Genomic DNA, 14907 nt, shown 5'->3' with positions numbered 1-14907 from the left:
CAAATTCGGATATCAAACATTGACCAATTAATTAAATAAAACGCAACAAAATCAATGGAAATTATTTAAATATAATTAAAAAATAAAAATGTCTTATTTTAAGAAGCCAACTTGAAAAATTAGAGTTGCTAGAGGGGGAAGCTCTATATCAATTCCCCAAGAAAAGTTATGATCTATACATAGTGTAGGTAAGCGATTGCCTTTTCCTGAGCCACCAAAGCTTATATCATCACTGTTAAAGAGCAACTCACATGTTTTAATGCCTTGGCAATGTAGAACGTAAGAAGGAAAATATCCTGAGCTGAAATGATGAACACATAGTAAAGCGCTACTACGATCCTCTCCTGAAAATCTATAATAGGAAATTACGTTGTTTTCGGTATCTTTAAAATCTACCCAAAGGAAAGACTCTCGTTTATCATCTCCTTTCCAAAAATAGGGAAGATCACAATATAAGGCATTTATCTTTGCCATGCATTTGTGCAAAGAGGCATGATAAGGATTGTCTAATAAATGCCAATCTAAAGAGCTATCTGGAGACCACTCTTTCCATTGAGCGAATTCCCCTCCCATAAATATAAGTTTTTTTCCAGGCTGGCATATCTGATAGCTTAGCAATAAACGCATATGGGCAAATTTTGTCCATGTATCTCCGGGAAATTTTTGCAATAGGCTACCCTTACCATGAACAACTTCATCGTGAGAGAGAGGTAGAAGATACCTTTCGTTAAAAGCATACCACAAACTAAACGTCAGATCATTATGATGATAAGAACGAAATACAGGATCAACTTTGACATAACGAAAGGTATCATGCATCCATCCTAAATTCCACTTATAATCAAACCCTAAACCTCCAGAATTTACGGATTCTGTAACCCTGGGAAAATCTGTAGACTCTTCGGCAAACGTCAATACTCCGGGAAATTCTCTATGCACTACAGAGTTAAAATGTTTGATAAATTCAATAGCATCAAGATTTTCTTTGCCTCCGTAAATATTTGGAGACCACTCTCCCTCTTTTCTCCCATAGTCTAAATACAGCATCGAAGTCACAGCATCCACGCGTAAACCATCGATATGCACTTTATCTAGCCAAAACAAAGCGCTTCCCAAAAGGAAGTTTACAACCTCACTACAGCGATAATCGAAAGTATAGGTATGCCAATGAGGATGTAGGGGTTCTTTATGATCTACCGACTCATAAAGAGCCTCCCCATCGAAAGAAGCTAAAGCAAAAGAATCTGTAGGGAAATGGCCCGGCACCCAATCTAAAATCACTCCAATACCTTCACTATGGAGATGATCAACAAAAAACTGAAAATCTTGAAAAGATCCGTACCGCCATGTGGGTGCATAATATCCCGTTACCTGATAACCCCAAGACTCATTTAAAGGATGCTCTGTGATTGGCAAGAGCTCCACATGTGTATAACGCATTTCTTTACAATAGTGAGCCAATCTCTTCGCTAGTTCTCGATAACCTAAAGGTCTACTATTATCCCATTGCCAAGAGCCTACATGCACCTCGTAAATAGCTAAAGGTTGATCTTTTGCATTACTACGATTTTCCATCCATTTTATATCGTGCCAAATATAACGATCGCTATTTACAACTCGCGATGTAACTTGGGGAGGTTTGTCAAAACTTTTCCCGTAAGGGTCAGTTTTGATAAGAACCTCTCCGGAAGCACTAACGATTTCCCATTTGTATAGCGTTCCCTCATCAAGACCAGGAATAAACAACTCCCAAACTCCAGAATCAGAAACCTTACGTAAAGGATTAATTAAACCATTCCAATAGTTAAAATCTCCAACTACAGAAACACGTTGTGCATGTGGAGCCCATACAACGAAAAGAACTCCAGAAATTCCTAGAATATCACAGGGAATGGCTCCCATACGCTCATAAATTTTATAGTGAGTACCCTGATGAAATAAAAAGGAGTCCACCTCTCCCCATAAAGGAGAAAAGGCATAGGGATCATGAGCTAGTAAGCCATTTTGATGATAAATGCGATAATCATGGGGGAGAATTCCCTTAGGAGTAGGTAGAGAAAATATCCCTGAATGATGATGCGTAGCATGCTCGAGATTTCCTTGAAGCTCGACAGCTACAGAATATGCTCCCGGTCGAAAAAGAATAATTCTATCTTGTGAAGAACTCTCAGAAATAATCCCCAAAAACTTATGAGGATTACTCTCCCTGCCAGAAATTAACAAGGAAATATCTTCAGAGTTTAAAATCCTCTCGACCATTAGGAAACTAGCTTACTTATGGAAACAATCCCATAAATACGTAGTTCCTGCTTTTATCTCCATACTTTCTCCTAAAGAAATCTTAGAAGAATTTACTAACTGTTTCTTTTCCCATTGGCGTAAACGACAATGAGATAATTCTGGAGAAAAACCCAAAAGTAAAGGCGTTACTTCCTCAGCATGCAAACAAACACGACGGATTGTCTTTTTACTCCATTCCAAAGAGAACTTTCCTATTCCTTGAAGATAGACATTGACAAACCTCCCACAAGGAAACTCTGGAGGTAAGGAGGGAAGGATTTCTACAATCTCCTTATCACGCAAAATAAAGAGATCACTTAGCATAGACATACTATAGGAAAGCAATGCAAAAGGAATATTTTCACGTATGTTTTTTTTAGGAAGTTCGTTAAGAATTCCCTGATATTCAGTATCGTATACTCTAGGCAAAAGATTCTCAGAGAATCCCGCAAGATACAAAGAAGATAACGCTGAATAGATCTCTGTCTTACTTCTTGCTTGAATCTTTTGATAGGCATCAATAAATAATTTTCCACTTCCCTTCTTTAAATATTCCTCATCTCTTGAAGAAGCAGGAGTAAGAGAACTAAGTCGCAGCAATAAAGGAAGGACCTCTTTTAAATCCCTACGACAGCGAATCTTATGCAGATCCGCGTGTTTATGCACTCCTAAAGAAAGTAGTGGTTCTGCAGAGTCCGCAAATGGTAGATGACCTTTCAAAGAATTTACCTTTTTCCCAGAAGGAAGAATGTAGTATTTATATTGCTCACAAGCAACGGCTAATCCTCCGCGATGTAGATCTTGGAAAACAACAAAGCGTTTTAAAGGTCCTTGAGCTTCTATATGACCTTCATCAAGAAGTTCATGAGAAGCAGAAAATATACGCCATAATGTAGGAAATATCTGAGCATAAAGTTCAGATCCTGGAATAGGCATAAATGTTCCAGGAATCAACGTATAAGGCTTAAAATTCTGAGTTATTTTAATCATACACGTTTTCCTTTAAGCGTATCTTCTTCAATAGCCTCTATACATACATCTATTAACGTATTCACAGCTACATTAGGATCTGCAGGAAAGCCTACCATATCAAAATATGGAGAATGCCCGTAGGCTATGCCCTCATCAATCCTTTCAACAAGTACAGAAAGAGTTTCTCCGATACGCTGCGCAGTCTCCTTACGCGCCACTTCTTTTGCAACTTCAGCAAGATACTTCTTTCTTTCATTAATTACAGATTGAGGTAGTTGAGAAGAGAACGTATAAGCCTTGGTTCGCTCTCTAGGGCTGAAAGGAAAAATATGTATTTTGATAAAACCCACATCTTCAATAATCCGTAGGGTATCTTCAAAATCTTGATCTGTCTCACCTGGAAATCCAACAATCACATCTGTCGTGAAAGCATATTTAGGATCCACAGAACGCAAAGCATCTACACAATCTAAAAAATCACTTCTTGAATATTTGCGATTCATACGTTTTAAAATCGCATTAGATCCCGATTGCAAAACGAGATGTGAAGAATGGCAGGTATGCTTTCCTAAAAGTAAAATATCCCTAAGATCTTCCTGAACATCTTCGGGATCTATAGAAGAAATCCGTATTCTTTCTATACCTTCAATCTCATCTACCTGACGGATAAGATGCGCTAAAGATTTTCCCTCATCTTGATAATCACCAACGTTAATTCCAGCAATGACAACTTCTCGATATCCCTGAGAAACTAATCCAGAAATTTCTTCGAGGATCTCCTGAATAGGTCGCGAACGTGACCTACCACGCAAATAAGGAATAATGCAATACGAACAAAAGGAATTGCACCCATCCTGAACTTTAATAAAAGCTCGCGATTTCCCCTCAAAACTACGAATACGAAACTCAGGAAGATCGTGAATGGAGGGAAAAATCTTCTCCATTAATTGATGTTTTTCCTTATTGGAGACAAGAAGGCACTGCCTTTCTAAAGACTTGAAAAATTCTTTGTCAGCCTCTCCTAAACAGCCTGTAACGACTAAGAAAGCATTAGGATTTTGTCTACAAATTTGACGTATGGCATGACGTCCTGAACTCTCTGCAGATCCTGTAACAGCACACGTATTGACAATACATAAGTCACAAGGAACCTCAGGGTCGGTAATTTCGCGATAGCCCAGGAAATTCAGCTGATCTCGATAACTTTGAATTTCATATTGATTTACACGACATCCTAAACAAACAAGCTTAAACGTTCCCTTTACTTCTACAACTGTCATAAGTTTCTAGCAAGATCTGAAAAAAATAAGAAGACAGTATTCTAAAGTATCCCTACTTTTACTCACTAATAAAGATTCTCTTTTTCTTATTAGCCTGTAAAAACCTTCTAACATAAAATTTAATCTTCTTTTTTCCTTTGAGAAGAACGAGAAATAAACGGTTGATACTTCTTCTCCAATTCTTTTGGCAGATAGCTCTCTACAATTAAAATATCATCTTTACAGCGATGTGAAAGTACTAATCCTGCATCATAAAGCTCGGTAAATTTCCCATAGTCTTTATAAGAAAATTTTAATGTCACCTCAGGGCATCCTTGGGTAATAATATCTGTCATTGCTTCAAGAAGATTTTGAATTCCCTCTCCAGTTTTTGCAGAGACTAATACAGCACGTGGAGATAATAAACGAAGTTTCGTAGATGCTTTACCATCAGGAAACTCATCGATCTTATTTAATACTGTAATGATTTTAGGATGATCGATTCCTAATTCTTCTAGTATTGCTTTCGTTGTCTCTATATGCTCAAAAGCTAGAGGATGTGAAGCATCAACAACATGAAGTAAAACATCTTCATGTAAAGCAGCTTCTAAAGTACTTTTAAATGCTGCGACGAGAGTATGGGGTAATTTACGGATAAATCCTACTGTATCTGTAACGAGAACACGCTGCCCACTAGGAAGAATACATCTACGAGTTTTAGGATCTAGGGTAGCAAATAGCTTATCTTCTGCATAAGCTTCTGCAGAGGTTAAAAGATTCAATAACGTGCTCTTTCCAGAGTTGGTATAGCCAATCAAAGCAAATGAAGGAATTCCTCGTTTTTCCTTAGCCTTACGACGCTCCTTCCTTTGTTTTTCTACAGATTTAAGATCAGAAGTCAATTTGTGAATTCTTTCACGAATCATCCTTCTATCGAGCTCGATTTGTTTCTCTCCTTCTCCTTTAACGAACCCTCCACCACTACCGCCTCCAGATTTTTGACGTGATAAGTGGCCCCACATTCTCTTCAATCGAGGAAGAAGATAACGTGCACGTGCCAATTCCACTTGAAGCCCAGCTTCTGCTGTAAAGGCACGGCTAGCAAAAATTTCTAATATCAACTCCGTACGATCTAAAACAACAAGGCCTAAACGTTTCTCCAGGTTTCTCTGTTGTGAAGCAGTAATTTCTTCATCAACTATCAAAGTGCCAATAGTAGGAAATGCTTGTAAAATCTCCTCTATTTCTAAAAGCTTCCCTTCATTTAAATACGTTGAAGATGATGGCGTACGCAAAATCCATGAACGTGTTTCCAATACTGTGATATCGCACGATTCAGCAAGAGAAACTAGCTCCTCGCTATGTTCTTGAACATTCTTTTGATCAGCTTTTCCTGTATAACAAGAAACTGCTAAAGCTTGAGAAGGATCTTGCTCTTCTCTAGGAAGAGAGAAACGCCATCCTAAAGCACTCTCACGACTCTTTTTCTCTTCTTTAGACTTTTTTTTCATTATCTATCCTTATAAAGACCAGGGAACTTCCATACCATCATAAGCAGACACCTTATCAGAATAATCTGCGAGCTCTTTTTGTAAGTTATGGCTGATATGTGTGATGATCAATTTCTTTGCTCCAACATAGGAAGCAAAATCTTCTGCCTGACTTATAGTAAAATGTGCGTATCCACGTCCGGAAAAAGCTCCGGGAGGTTGATTGGGGGAAACAGATAGAATTAGAGTGTCCACCCCAGAGAGATAACTAAAAATTTCCTTGTCATACCTGTTCATATCGGTAAGATAAGCGAGGTTCCCAAAACGGTACCCCATAACTTCACAAGATTTTTGATAATAGGAAACGTAAGTATACGGAAGATCTAAAAATGTGTTCTCACCATAGGCTTCATTTAAAATAGTAAAATCTAAAGAAGCGGGAAGCGTGGCGTCACCACCTTGAGGGAAGACAATATGCTCACGAGCTTTGCAAAGATATTTATAAGTAAATGCAGAAAGAACAACGGGGAGAGAACGCTGATGCATGACATACCAAACACGTAAATCATCAATACCCCCAATATGATCGTAGTGCGGATGAGTAAGAAATACTCCATCAAGTTTTTGAATATTATTCTCTAACATTTGTTGTCGAAAATCCGGACCAACATCAATAAGAAAATTCTTTCCTCCCCATTCAATAAGCACGGAAGGACGTAAACGTCGTATTTGCTTTCCTGTGCAAATAGCACAGGAACAAAAGGCAACAGGAATCCCCTCAGGATTTCCTGATCCTAAAAAGATTAATTTACCTGATGAAAAATCTCCTCGGTTCTCTTTTCTCACAGACAATCCCCAACACATTCCTAAAAACGAAATTGTAACTGTCTAGAAAATTAAGAAAAAGAAGAAGCGGGCTCTGAAGATGTAGGTTCAAAAATAGGCAGAGAGATTGGGGGAGGAGGAAGAGAATTATTAGCTAATATAGGATCCAGCAAATGACATGAAGGGGGGAAGTCTGTAAGCACGACATACTTTTCTGTACCGTCCTGAACGTGAACAAGTTCACAACGTTCTGTATAATCCTTTGAAAGGCTTAGCCATTCCCGAACACGCGCCCGTGAAAAATAATTAAGAATTACTCCAACCAAACATAAGATCAAGCCGACACCTAATAGAATTCCAGAAAAACACCAGTGATGTAAACCAGGAATCACAGGAGCAGAAACAATCACACCAAGAACAATTCCTGAAAGAAGTAGAATTCCTCCCCCAAGAAAACTCAATAAAGAGCAAATATCTAAATTACGCACACGAAAACATACGCTGCGCATTTGCTCACGAACAACAATAGCGTCGGCATCTTTAGGATGCAATCCCCATAATGTGGTCAAAGGCCCTGAAGAATATGTCCCCTTAATCGGATGCTCTTTACATCGCAAAACAGGAGCCACTCCACTGGGATGACCATCGCTACCCACGACAAGGATAGAAACCTCACTGGGTTGCACGACACTCTCACAAGAAGAACAATAAAAATGCGTGCTAGCATATTGAGTGCTATCCTTGAAACCAGGATAACACGGGAAGGAACCAAACATACACAGCCCCTTAAAATAATCAGAAAGAAAAAATAACAAAAAGAATAGAAAAGATCAAATTATAAGAGTTTATAAAAATATACATAAATTAATTTTATACTAAGAAACTGAAGAAGTAAGAATCCAAATATAGATTTTAAAAAGAAAATTACTATTTAAAAGATAGTCAAGAAGAATATTCTGAGACGAAGATTCTTCTTAACAAAAGAAATATTAATAATTTTTTTGATCTAAACCCCATTTCTTTTCTAATTCAGGAAGGGTGCCATCTGCTCGCAGTTCATCTAAAGCCTTTTGGACTTCTTCTACATGTTCAGGACGATCTTTCGCAATTCCTAAGCCACAACCTAAAACCCACCAATCTTCAGGAAGATCTATAGTTGTCGTATATAAGTCGGGGAACTCTTTCAATATTACACGAGCAACAGAAGGTTCAAGAACAGCTATGGGAGATTTTTTACAACCAACTTCCATTAGCACCTCTAAAGTACTGTCGAAAGAACGCACACAAACCCGAGGTAAAGATAACAGGTAATCTTCATGGAAAGTTCCCGTTTGCACAGCAACTGAGGAGTATTTAGATAGTGGAAGAATCTCTTCTTTCCCTATAGGGTGTTTAGACACAATGGTCAAATCGCAAACACCTTCTCCATGATAGGGAATCATAGCAATTTCTTTTTGACGCGATCTGGTAATCGACATTCCCGATAAAATAGCGTCTATACGATGTTTCTTCAGATTTAAAATTAATGCATCGAAAGAGAACTCCATGACTTTCAATTGCTTATCTAATTTTTTGCTAATAGCATCCGCTAGATCTATATCAAAACCCACAACCTTGCCGTTTTCATCAATAAATTCAAAAGGTGGGTAGGTCGCATTCGTCCCTACTACCCAAATTTTATCTCTCTCAGAAGAAGAATTACAACCAACTAAGAGTAAACAAAATGCACAAAACAAGGCTCGGAGGCAAAAAATAAACTGTTTCATAAAAACTATGCTAGAATAACTAAAAATATGCTATACTTTACATACGAAACAATAAATCAGCAAACTCGAATATGCTTTTAAATTAATTGACATCGATAGCGAGTAGGTATGTAGTTATATAAAACAAATTCAATTATGAGCTCACCATCTTCTACGCCTCCTTCCTGCCCTCCTCCAGGAAGAAATAATCTTTATCACCTACAAACCAACCCACAGGATCCTCTATGTATTAGAGCTCTGAGATTGGTTGCCTATGTGCTATTACATATTATTACATTAGGTCTTCTCTTACTTTTCCATTATTGCACTAATCATGCAATAGAAGAGACCTCTATACCCGTTATCCCCGTACAACCACAAACTCCGACACCTCATCCAACAGCATCTCCTGTCTCTCCAAGAAGAAGCCCTACACCTCAACCCCAACAACCATCCGTTACCCAAACCTCGCCAGATCTTCCTCATCCCACAACACCTACTCCAGGACAACAACCTGTCTCTCCAACACCACAAACACCGGTACAACCAGCAGACACAACACCACAAGCAGCTCCTACGCCACCCATTACCAAAGCTTCCCTGGATCTTCCTCCCACAACACCTACTCCAGGACAACGACCTGTCTCTCCAGCACCACAAACACCGGTACAACCAGTAGACACAACACCCCCTACGGTTCCTCCAGCAGGCCCTCCCGTAGCAACACCAGCACCGACTCTCAGATCAATACCGGGATTGCCCACTCTAACCGAGATTGTAGATCGCATGCAAAGGCTAGGGGTCTTACCCTCAGGTGTAGATCGAAAATCTTTAGAGGCTATGGCCAATTTTAATGAGCAGGGGTTAGCTCCAAATAGCGCACGTTTAACTATCACAGCAACGCAAATTCTTAATCCTCTATTCGTAGCCACATATCCTAAACGTATTCAATCGAATTTCGAAATTATGATAAGAGATTTGGAGAATATCATACGTACAGGAAGTCCTCAGAGTGAAAATACTCAAGTCGCTAATCTATTGTTAAATCAATTAAAACACCTAGATGCCAACTATTATCTTGTTGATGTTCCAGGAGATGGAAACTGTTTCTACCGTTCTTTCTATATAGGCTGGTTGTGTTCGTTAAGCCGCCGTGGAAATCCTCAAGCATTCGAAAACGAGGCTCAGCGTATTTTAGGACTCCCCTTTGCACAATCATCGATAAGAAACCAATTGTTATCTGAGCAAATGGCTCAAATTATCCGGTCCTGCCAAGGTCATCCAAATATCAAAGACCTGTATGATCATATCCTTCTTTCCCCTATACACACACCTGTAGCGATTTCCTATTTAAAAAATCTTGCTCTTTTCACCATGGATGAAAATCGTATAACGAGTATGGGAGGAGCAGAAAACGTTCGTGCTTTAATCTTAGGTCAGATGGTAGAAGCTCCGGAAATGTTAGCAGATTCTCTAAGGAAGATTATCCAAACAGAACCGTCTAGCCCTATTTTAAATCATATCTTCCGTGGCAATATGCTACCGATAACAGGAGCTGCAAAACAGGTAGAACTTACTTTAGAGTTCCTATCGCAATTACTGCTCAATGATCAAGATATTCAACAATTACCTCAGGCACAACAGCAGGAAGCTGTGCGGTTTCAAGCATCATTAAATGAGCTTATGAACAGCATGACTGCCATCTTAGTTTCTGGAAATTTAACTGAAGAAAGTGTTAGATCCTTAATACAAAATCTTCCTCCAGAAATTCAAGGACACTACCAAAAATTCTTCCAGGCTGTCGCTACAACAAGACCCAATATTCACCTACCTACACCGCTAATTCTTGTTTCTTTCCTTCTTTCGCATCCTTCATGCGCAGCAAATAATAATTTATGTTCTGACTTCCTAGGACAAGCAAAAACCGTATTTGAAGGCGTTTTAGGAAATGACACAACCCTAGCAGAATTTTTAGGATGGAACGGAGGAAAAGCTGCAGCACTTAATGCAAAGTTACAAGCCTCCTGGTCTCAAAAACAGGCCGGAAGCCTAATTGAGGTTGCTCTTGCTCTCTGTGATGGCTTTAAATCTTCACAAACTATTGTACAATTAGGTCTTACCTACAGAATCATCGCCAAATTAATGCAAAGTACGCTCCAAACTCTTCCTGAAGCACAGTTAAGAACTACTCTAGATACTATTTTACGACACATTAACCAAAGTGCTAATTTAACAGCATCATACTTTGAAATGAGTGCATCTCCAATATTTGCGGGATTAGAATTAGAGACTTCAAGAAACTCTCAAGACAAGACATATGCAGAGGGAATAAAGATGTTCTTCTTCCTATTGCAATATCCTTCTCTACTTCAAAATCGAGCTACAGGAAATGCTGCAAAGCAAATTATGTTACTTTATCAACCGCATCTGCAACAAGCTTTGCGAAAGAGTATAAATGCGCATCGCGTTTTATCTACAGGAGGAAGCATTTTTGGAACCTTCTGTTGGTTCGGTCCTACATTTGGAAATGACGTTAATACTCAAACTATTGAAACAACATTATCCTTCCTAGCTAGGGATCCTACAGCGCTTTCTCTCTGCCAAACCATGAGAAATGATTTCTTCCAAATTATGGATTCAGGAAATCCAGCAAGAGTTTCTGCCCTAATTCAAGATGTACAGGTAAACTATCCTGAGCTGTGGGAAAACTTTATTCAACATCTAGATATAGTAGGATATAGGGCCACACCTCAAAATGCCACTAGACCATTCAGTCAAACACTCACTCCAGACATTTTACTCTATAGTTTCTTGCATTCACATCATCACATTTTAGATAATATTACAGGTTTGACAACTAAGTTAACTGCTTATATTAATGAGCAAACAACGCGCATGAAAACGAGGATCGTGAGCAACTTTGACCGCTGGACTGTATTATTCTGGGCAAACTTTGAGAAAATAACCACCTATAATAATTTGCAAAGAGCCTTCCTGTTTTCTTTAGTACGCCGAGGAAATGCATATCCAGAAGCATCTCAATCCTTTATCCATGATCTGAATACTATGGACATTCGAAATCTTATGCGTATGTTTAACTCTGTAAACACGCAAGCAGAAGATGAGCATATTTCTGCTATTTCTTCCGCTTTAGGCTCTCTAGCGCTTTGTCAATATTTAGCAGATGGAAGTTTAACACAAACTGTACGCCAATTGACACCGCTGGCAAATAGCTACGGGTTCTTCCAGATGGACTATACTCCAGAACAGCAAGCGGAAATTTTTGTTCTACGCGCTAATAACCATTACAACTGTTTACTACCAAAAGATGCTAACGACACTACGAGAGCAGGAAATTCCGGAAATCCATAGAATCATGATAAATTAAGGGAAGCTTTCTTATTCTTACGACTACCTACCCTCTACCTCACGCGTTAAAACGATCCCTTAAAGATCCAAATATTACCCTTCCTCTATCTTCGGAAATATCTGTAGGGGAGGGCAATCCTCTCCTCATCGCAGGTCCGTGCACTCTAGAAAGCTATGAACACACAGTAGCTATAGGCCTTGCTGCTAAAGCAGCAGGAGCTACGGTATTGAGAGGGTCAATAAGGAAACCTAGAACGAGCCCCTATACCTTCCAAGGATGGGGAAAAGAAAAAGTTATCTGGCATAAAGAAGCTCAGCGTATTCATGGATTACTCACAGAAACAGAAATTTTAGACGTTCGAGATGTAGAAATCACATCGGAAAATGTTGATATTCTTCGTATAGGTGCAAGGAATATGCAAAACTTTGTTTTGCTTCAAGAAGCTAGCCAAAGTCACCGTCCAATTATTCTCAAACGTCATCCTTCCGCAACTATAGAAGAATGGCTATGCTCAGCTGAATATCTACTTAACTCTCCGACATGTCCCGGAGTAATTCTTTGTGAACGTGGCATACGCACTTTTGAAATGTCGACACGGTACACACTAGATCTAAATACAGTTGCTCTCCTTAAGGAAATTTGTCCTCTTCCAGTAATTGTTGATCCTTCTCATGCTGCAGGAAAACGCTCATTAGTAGTGCCTCTCGCAAAAGCCGCTATGGCTGTAGGTGCTGACGGATTAATGATAGAAATGCATGAAGATCCAGAAAAAGCTCTTTGTGATGGGAAACAGCATATCACTCCCGAAGAACTTACGGATTTATTCTCTTCCATAAGAGAAGAGTACGCGAATTCTATCTACCAAAAAATTGGGAATTAAATATTCTCTCACCCCATATCTAAGCTTTAGGGAATGCCTAACCAACTCACTCTGTTTAGAATTAAATCTAAAAACAACTTAATTAAAATTAAAAATATTAAATCTTTTTTAAAAAGAAAATTTATAATTTTTAAAGAATTGAATTGAAAAATTTTGTTTGTTTTAACTATTTGATTGCCAAACAACAATGAAGGAATAAGAGTATTTTCTTCATGGAGGTATATGGTAACACAAACATGCAAACTCTACCTTTTACAATGTCTATTTTACGCCTTATATTGGCTGATTCACTATTGTAGAAAATTACTCAGAGGCATATCCGACCATTCCGATGAACCTTTGTTCCAAGCCTTCCTATCCTCTCTTATAGATCTTCTCTCTAGCTTAAAACAACTTCCGAATCCCGACGTAAGATAACTTAATTAATGAAACTCACCTTCTTGTTGAAAAACAAGAGGGTGAACCCAGAGAATATCCCTATTATAAGATCAACGCAAAATCTCCCTAGACAAAGATTAGGCTTTCCCCTCTGAGGGCTTTCTACTGTATACATAGAGAATTTCCACAAAGACAAATGCTAGCAGTGAACATAGCCAAGAAATCAAATCTCTAGAGAAAGGAATAGTGATGAAATATCCACAACTATAGACACCTCCACCTATAAGAACCGCTGCCCAAGCTGCTGCAGGACTAGCTTGATAACGTGTAAGAAGTGCTGCACCTATCGGGACGGAAAGACAACACACTGAAAGACTATAACTTAACATCAGCAAATCTACGATGTTGCTAAAGCCCATAGCAGTAAGGGGCGCTAACACAGCAATAATACAAATCAAATAACGATAGTTTATCGAAGATATCTGAGGAACTTCTTCGCTGACAAGCTGTGCAACAGCACTAATCAACGAATCTGCTGTAGAAAGTATTGCTACACCAATTGCAGCTGCCATAACAGCTGCTAGTGACGGGCCACTAATATAGGCTACTGTATCAATAAGTACACAACCCTGAGCTATGCCAAGTTTTGCTCCTAAAGATCCTAAAAATAACGGGATAAAGTTAAACAGAAGAATGACAACACCTGCAAGTATTGCTGCCCATTGCAAACGTCGTGGTGACGATGCTGCTACACAACGTTGCGCCATATCTTGTTCAACAATCATAAATACCATAGGCATGAAAATCCATCCCGGAAGTTTACTCGTTGGTAAAGGTTCGAATGCAGAACTAGAGAGTATAGGAGCAAACTCAGAAGAGCGGTACCAAACAGAAATAGCGCAGGTAGTCACAGCAATAAGAAGGAAAATTGCCTGAATGATATCCGTTCTTACTACGCCTCGAAATCCTCCCGTAGATGTATAAAATACTAAAGTTATCCAAAAAATAGCTGTTAGATACTTGCCATAAGTAAAAACACTGAACAGCTTATCCAAAGCCACAATCTGTGCTACAAGAATAAAAAATAAAGATAATGCTGAAAGAAGAAAGGCCATTTTACGCAGCTTTTTCGACTTATAAACACTTTCAAAAAGTGTCACGACAGTAACAATAGATCCTGAAGCCAGTTTCCTTCCGGGACCAACGCCAAGTAGTATTAACCCTAAAGCTACTCCTAAAGGGTACAAAATCACCATGTAACCATAACGTGCAGCTTCTTCAGCAGCACCGAGCAAGACCCCACCACCAATCTGCGTGGCAATAAATGTCATTGTTAGCGAAAATGTTTTTAAACTTCTTCCCGCTAGGAAATACCCCTCGCGATCTTGAACTGTAGAACCACCCTTACGGCCTACAAATAAACAAAAAGCTTGAACACCAAGTAAACAACCTAAAAATAATCCAAAATTCATTTTGAAACTCTCAACTGTAAAAAAAATAAATACGCCAAAGAGCAACTGTCAAAATAAGACAGAAACAACACAAATCTTCAGCAAAAAAAAATTACTTTAAAAAAACAGTTTAGATTCGATGGAGATAGCGACCAGAGTAGCGGAAGCTTAAAGAGAATAGGGAAGCGCGAAGCATTTTCAAAGAAAAAGATGATGTTTGCATATCTAAAAAACCTAGCGCTTTAGACTTTCACGTA

The 14907-nt window shown here is 38.8% G+C and carries 11 protein-coding genes; 3 read left to right on the top strand and 8 right to left on the bottom strand.

From position 1 onward, the window contains the following. Positions 1 to 93 precede the first annotated feature (93 nt). The 7 genes from glgB to C10C_RS01365 form a co-directional block, all read right to left on the bottom strand. Positions 94 to 2259, bottom strand: coding sequence for a 1,4-alpha-glucan branching protein GlgB (gene glgB, locus C10C_RS01395; protein ID WP_117274010.1), 2166 nt, complete (start codon positions 2257 to 2259; stop codon positions 94 to 96). Between the two features lie 12 nt (positions 2260 to 2271). Further along, on the bottom strand, positions 2272 to 3270 hold the full coding sequence (locus C10C_RS01390; RefSeq protein ID WP_117274007.1) for a hypothetical protein: 999 nt from the start codon (positions 3268 to 3270) through the stop codon (positions 2272 to 2274). Continuing rightward, positions 3267 to 4532, bottom strand: coding sequence for a tRNA (N(6)-L-threonylcarbamoyladenosine(37)-C(2))-methylthiotransferase MtaB (mtaB, locus tag C10C_RS01385; RefSeq protein WP_117274005.1), 1266 nt, complete (start codon positions 4530 to 4532; stop codon positions 3267 to 3269). Before mtaB ends, C10C_RS01390 begins: the two co-directional genes overlap by 4 nt. A gap of 119 nt (positions 4533 to 4651) precedes the next feature. Beyond that, the gene (gene hflX / locus C10C_RS01380) at positions 4652 to 6022 is read right to left on the bottom strand and encodes a GTPase HflX (protein ID WP_117274002.1); all 1371 of its coding nucleotides are present in this window, start codon (positions 6020 to 6022) and stop codon (positions 4652 to 4654) included. Positions 6023 to 6031: 9 nt separating this feature from the next. Next, positions 6032 to 6847 (bottom strand): MBL fold metallo-hydrolase, encoded by an 816-nt coding sequence (locus C10C_RS01375; RefSeq protein WP_174222219.1) that lies wholly within the window; start codon positions 6845 to 6847, stop codon positions 6032 to 6034. Between the two features lie 50 nt (positions 6848 to 6897). After that, positions 6898 to 7602: a hypothetical protein gene (locus tag C10C_RS01370; RefSeq protein WP_117273997.1), complete on the bottom strand. Its 705-nt coding sequence runs from the start codon at positions 7600 to 7602 to the stop codon at positions 6898 to 6900. Positions 7603 to 7815: 213 nt separating this feature from the next. Continuing rightward, positions 7816 to 8592, bottom strand: coding sequence for a transporter substrate-binding domain-containing protein (locus tag C10C_RS01365; protein ID WP_117273995.1), 777 nt, complete (start codon positions 8590 to 8592; stop codon positions 7816 to 7818). A 135-nt stretch (positions 8593 to 8727) separates the two neighbouring features. Here C10C_RS01365 and C10C_RS01360 point away from each other — a divergent pair, with 135 nt between their 5' ends. From C10C_RS01360 to C10C_RS01350, 3 genes are all read left to right on the top strand, one after another. After that, the gene (locus C10C_RS01360) at positions 8728 to 11943 is read left to right on the top strand and encodes a hypothetical protein (protein ID WP_117273982.1); all 3216 of its coding nucleotides are present in this window, start codon (positions 8728 to 8730) and stop codon (positions 11941 to 11943) included. A gap of 29 nt (positions 11944 to 11972) precedes the next feature. After that, positions 11973 to 12821, top strand: a complete 849-nt coding sequence (aroF, locus tag C10C_RS01355) for a 3-deoxy-7-phosphoheptulonate synthase (RefSeq protein WP_174222242.1) — start codon at positions 11973 to 11975, stop codon at positions 12819 to 12821. A 222-nt stretch (positions 12822 to 13043) separates the two neighbouring features. Further along, complete coding sequence (locus C10C_RS01350; RefSeq protein ID WP_117273975.1) at positions 13044 to 13238, top strand: hypothetical protein; 195 nt, start codon at positions 13044 to 13046, stop codon at positions 13236 to 13238. Between the two features lie 98 nt (positions 13239 to 13336). On the opposite strand, the gene C10C_RS01345 is transcribed toward C10C_RS01350, so the two are convergent. Then, complete coding sequence (locus C10C_RS01345; RefSeq protein WP_117273972.1) at positions 13337 to 14671, bottom strand: sodium:solute symporter family protein; 1335 nt, start codon at positions 14669 to 14671, stop codon at positions 13337 to 13339. Positions 14672 to 14907 lie beyond the last annotated feature (236 nt).

This window comes from Chlamydia poikilotherma, from assembly GCF_900239975.1.
GTDB lineage: Bacteria > Chlamydiota > Chlamydiia > Chlamydiales > Chlamydiaceae > Chlamydia > Chlamydia poikilotherma.
Note: the sequence above shows the minus strand (reverse complement) of the source record. Positions and strands in the feature narration are given on the sequence as shown.

Bases quoted from the DNA above. Each gene is read 5' to 3' on its own strand.
- C10C_RS01360 (WP_117273982.1), top strand. From the start codon at position 8,728: ATGAGCTCACCATCTTCTACGCCTCCTTCCTGCCCTCCTCCAGGAAGA.
- C10C_RS01345 (WP_117273972.1), bottom strand. From the start codon at position 14,671: ATGAATTTTGGATTATTTTTAGGTTGTTTACTTGGTGTTCAAGCTTTT.
- C10C_RS01365 (WP_117273995.1), bottom strand. From the start codon at position 8,592: ATGAAACAGTTTATTTTTTGCCTCCGAGCCTTGTTTTGTGCATTTTGT.
- mtaB (WP_117274005.1), bottom strand. From the start codon at position 4,532: ATGACAGTTGTAGAAGTAAAGGGAACGTTTAAGCTTGTTTGTTTAGGA.
- glgB (WP_117274010.1), bottom strand. From the start codon at position 2,259: ATGGTCGAGAGGATTTTAAACTCTGAAGATATTTCCTTGTTAATTTCT.
- hflX (WP_117274002.1), bottom strand. From the start codon at position 6,022: ATGAAAAAAAAGTCTAAAGAAGAGAAAAAGAGTCGTGAGAGTGCTTTA.
- C10C_RS01350 (WP_117273975.1), top strand. From the start codon at position 13,044: ATGGTAACACAAACATGCAAACTCTACCTTTTACAATGTCTATTTTAC.
- C10C_RS01370 (WP_117273997.1), bottom strand. From the start codon at position 7,602: ATGTTTGGTTCCTTCCCGTGTTATCCTGGTTTCAAGGATAGCACTCAA.
- C10C_RS01390 (WP_117274007.1), bottom strand. From the start codon at position 3,270: ATGATTAAAATAACTCAGAATTTTAAGCCTTATACGTTGATTCCTGGA.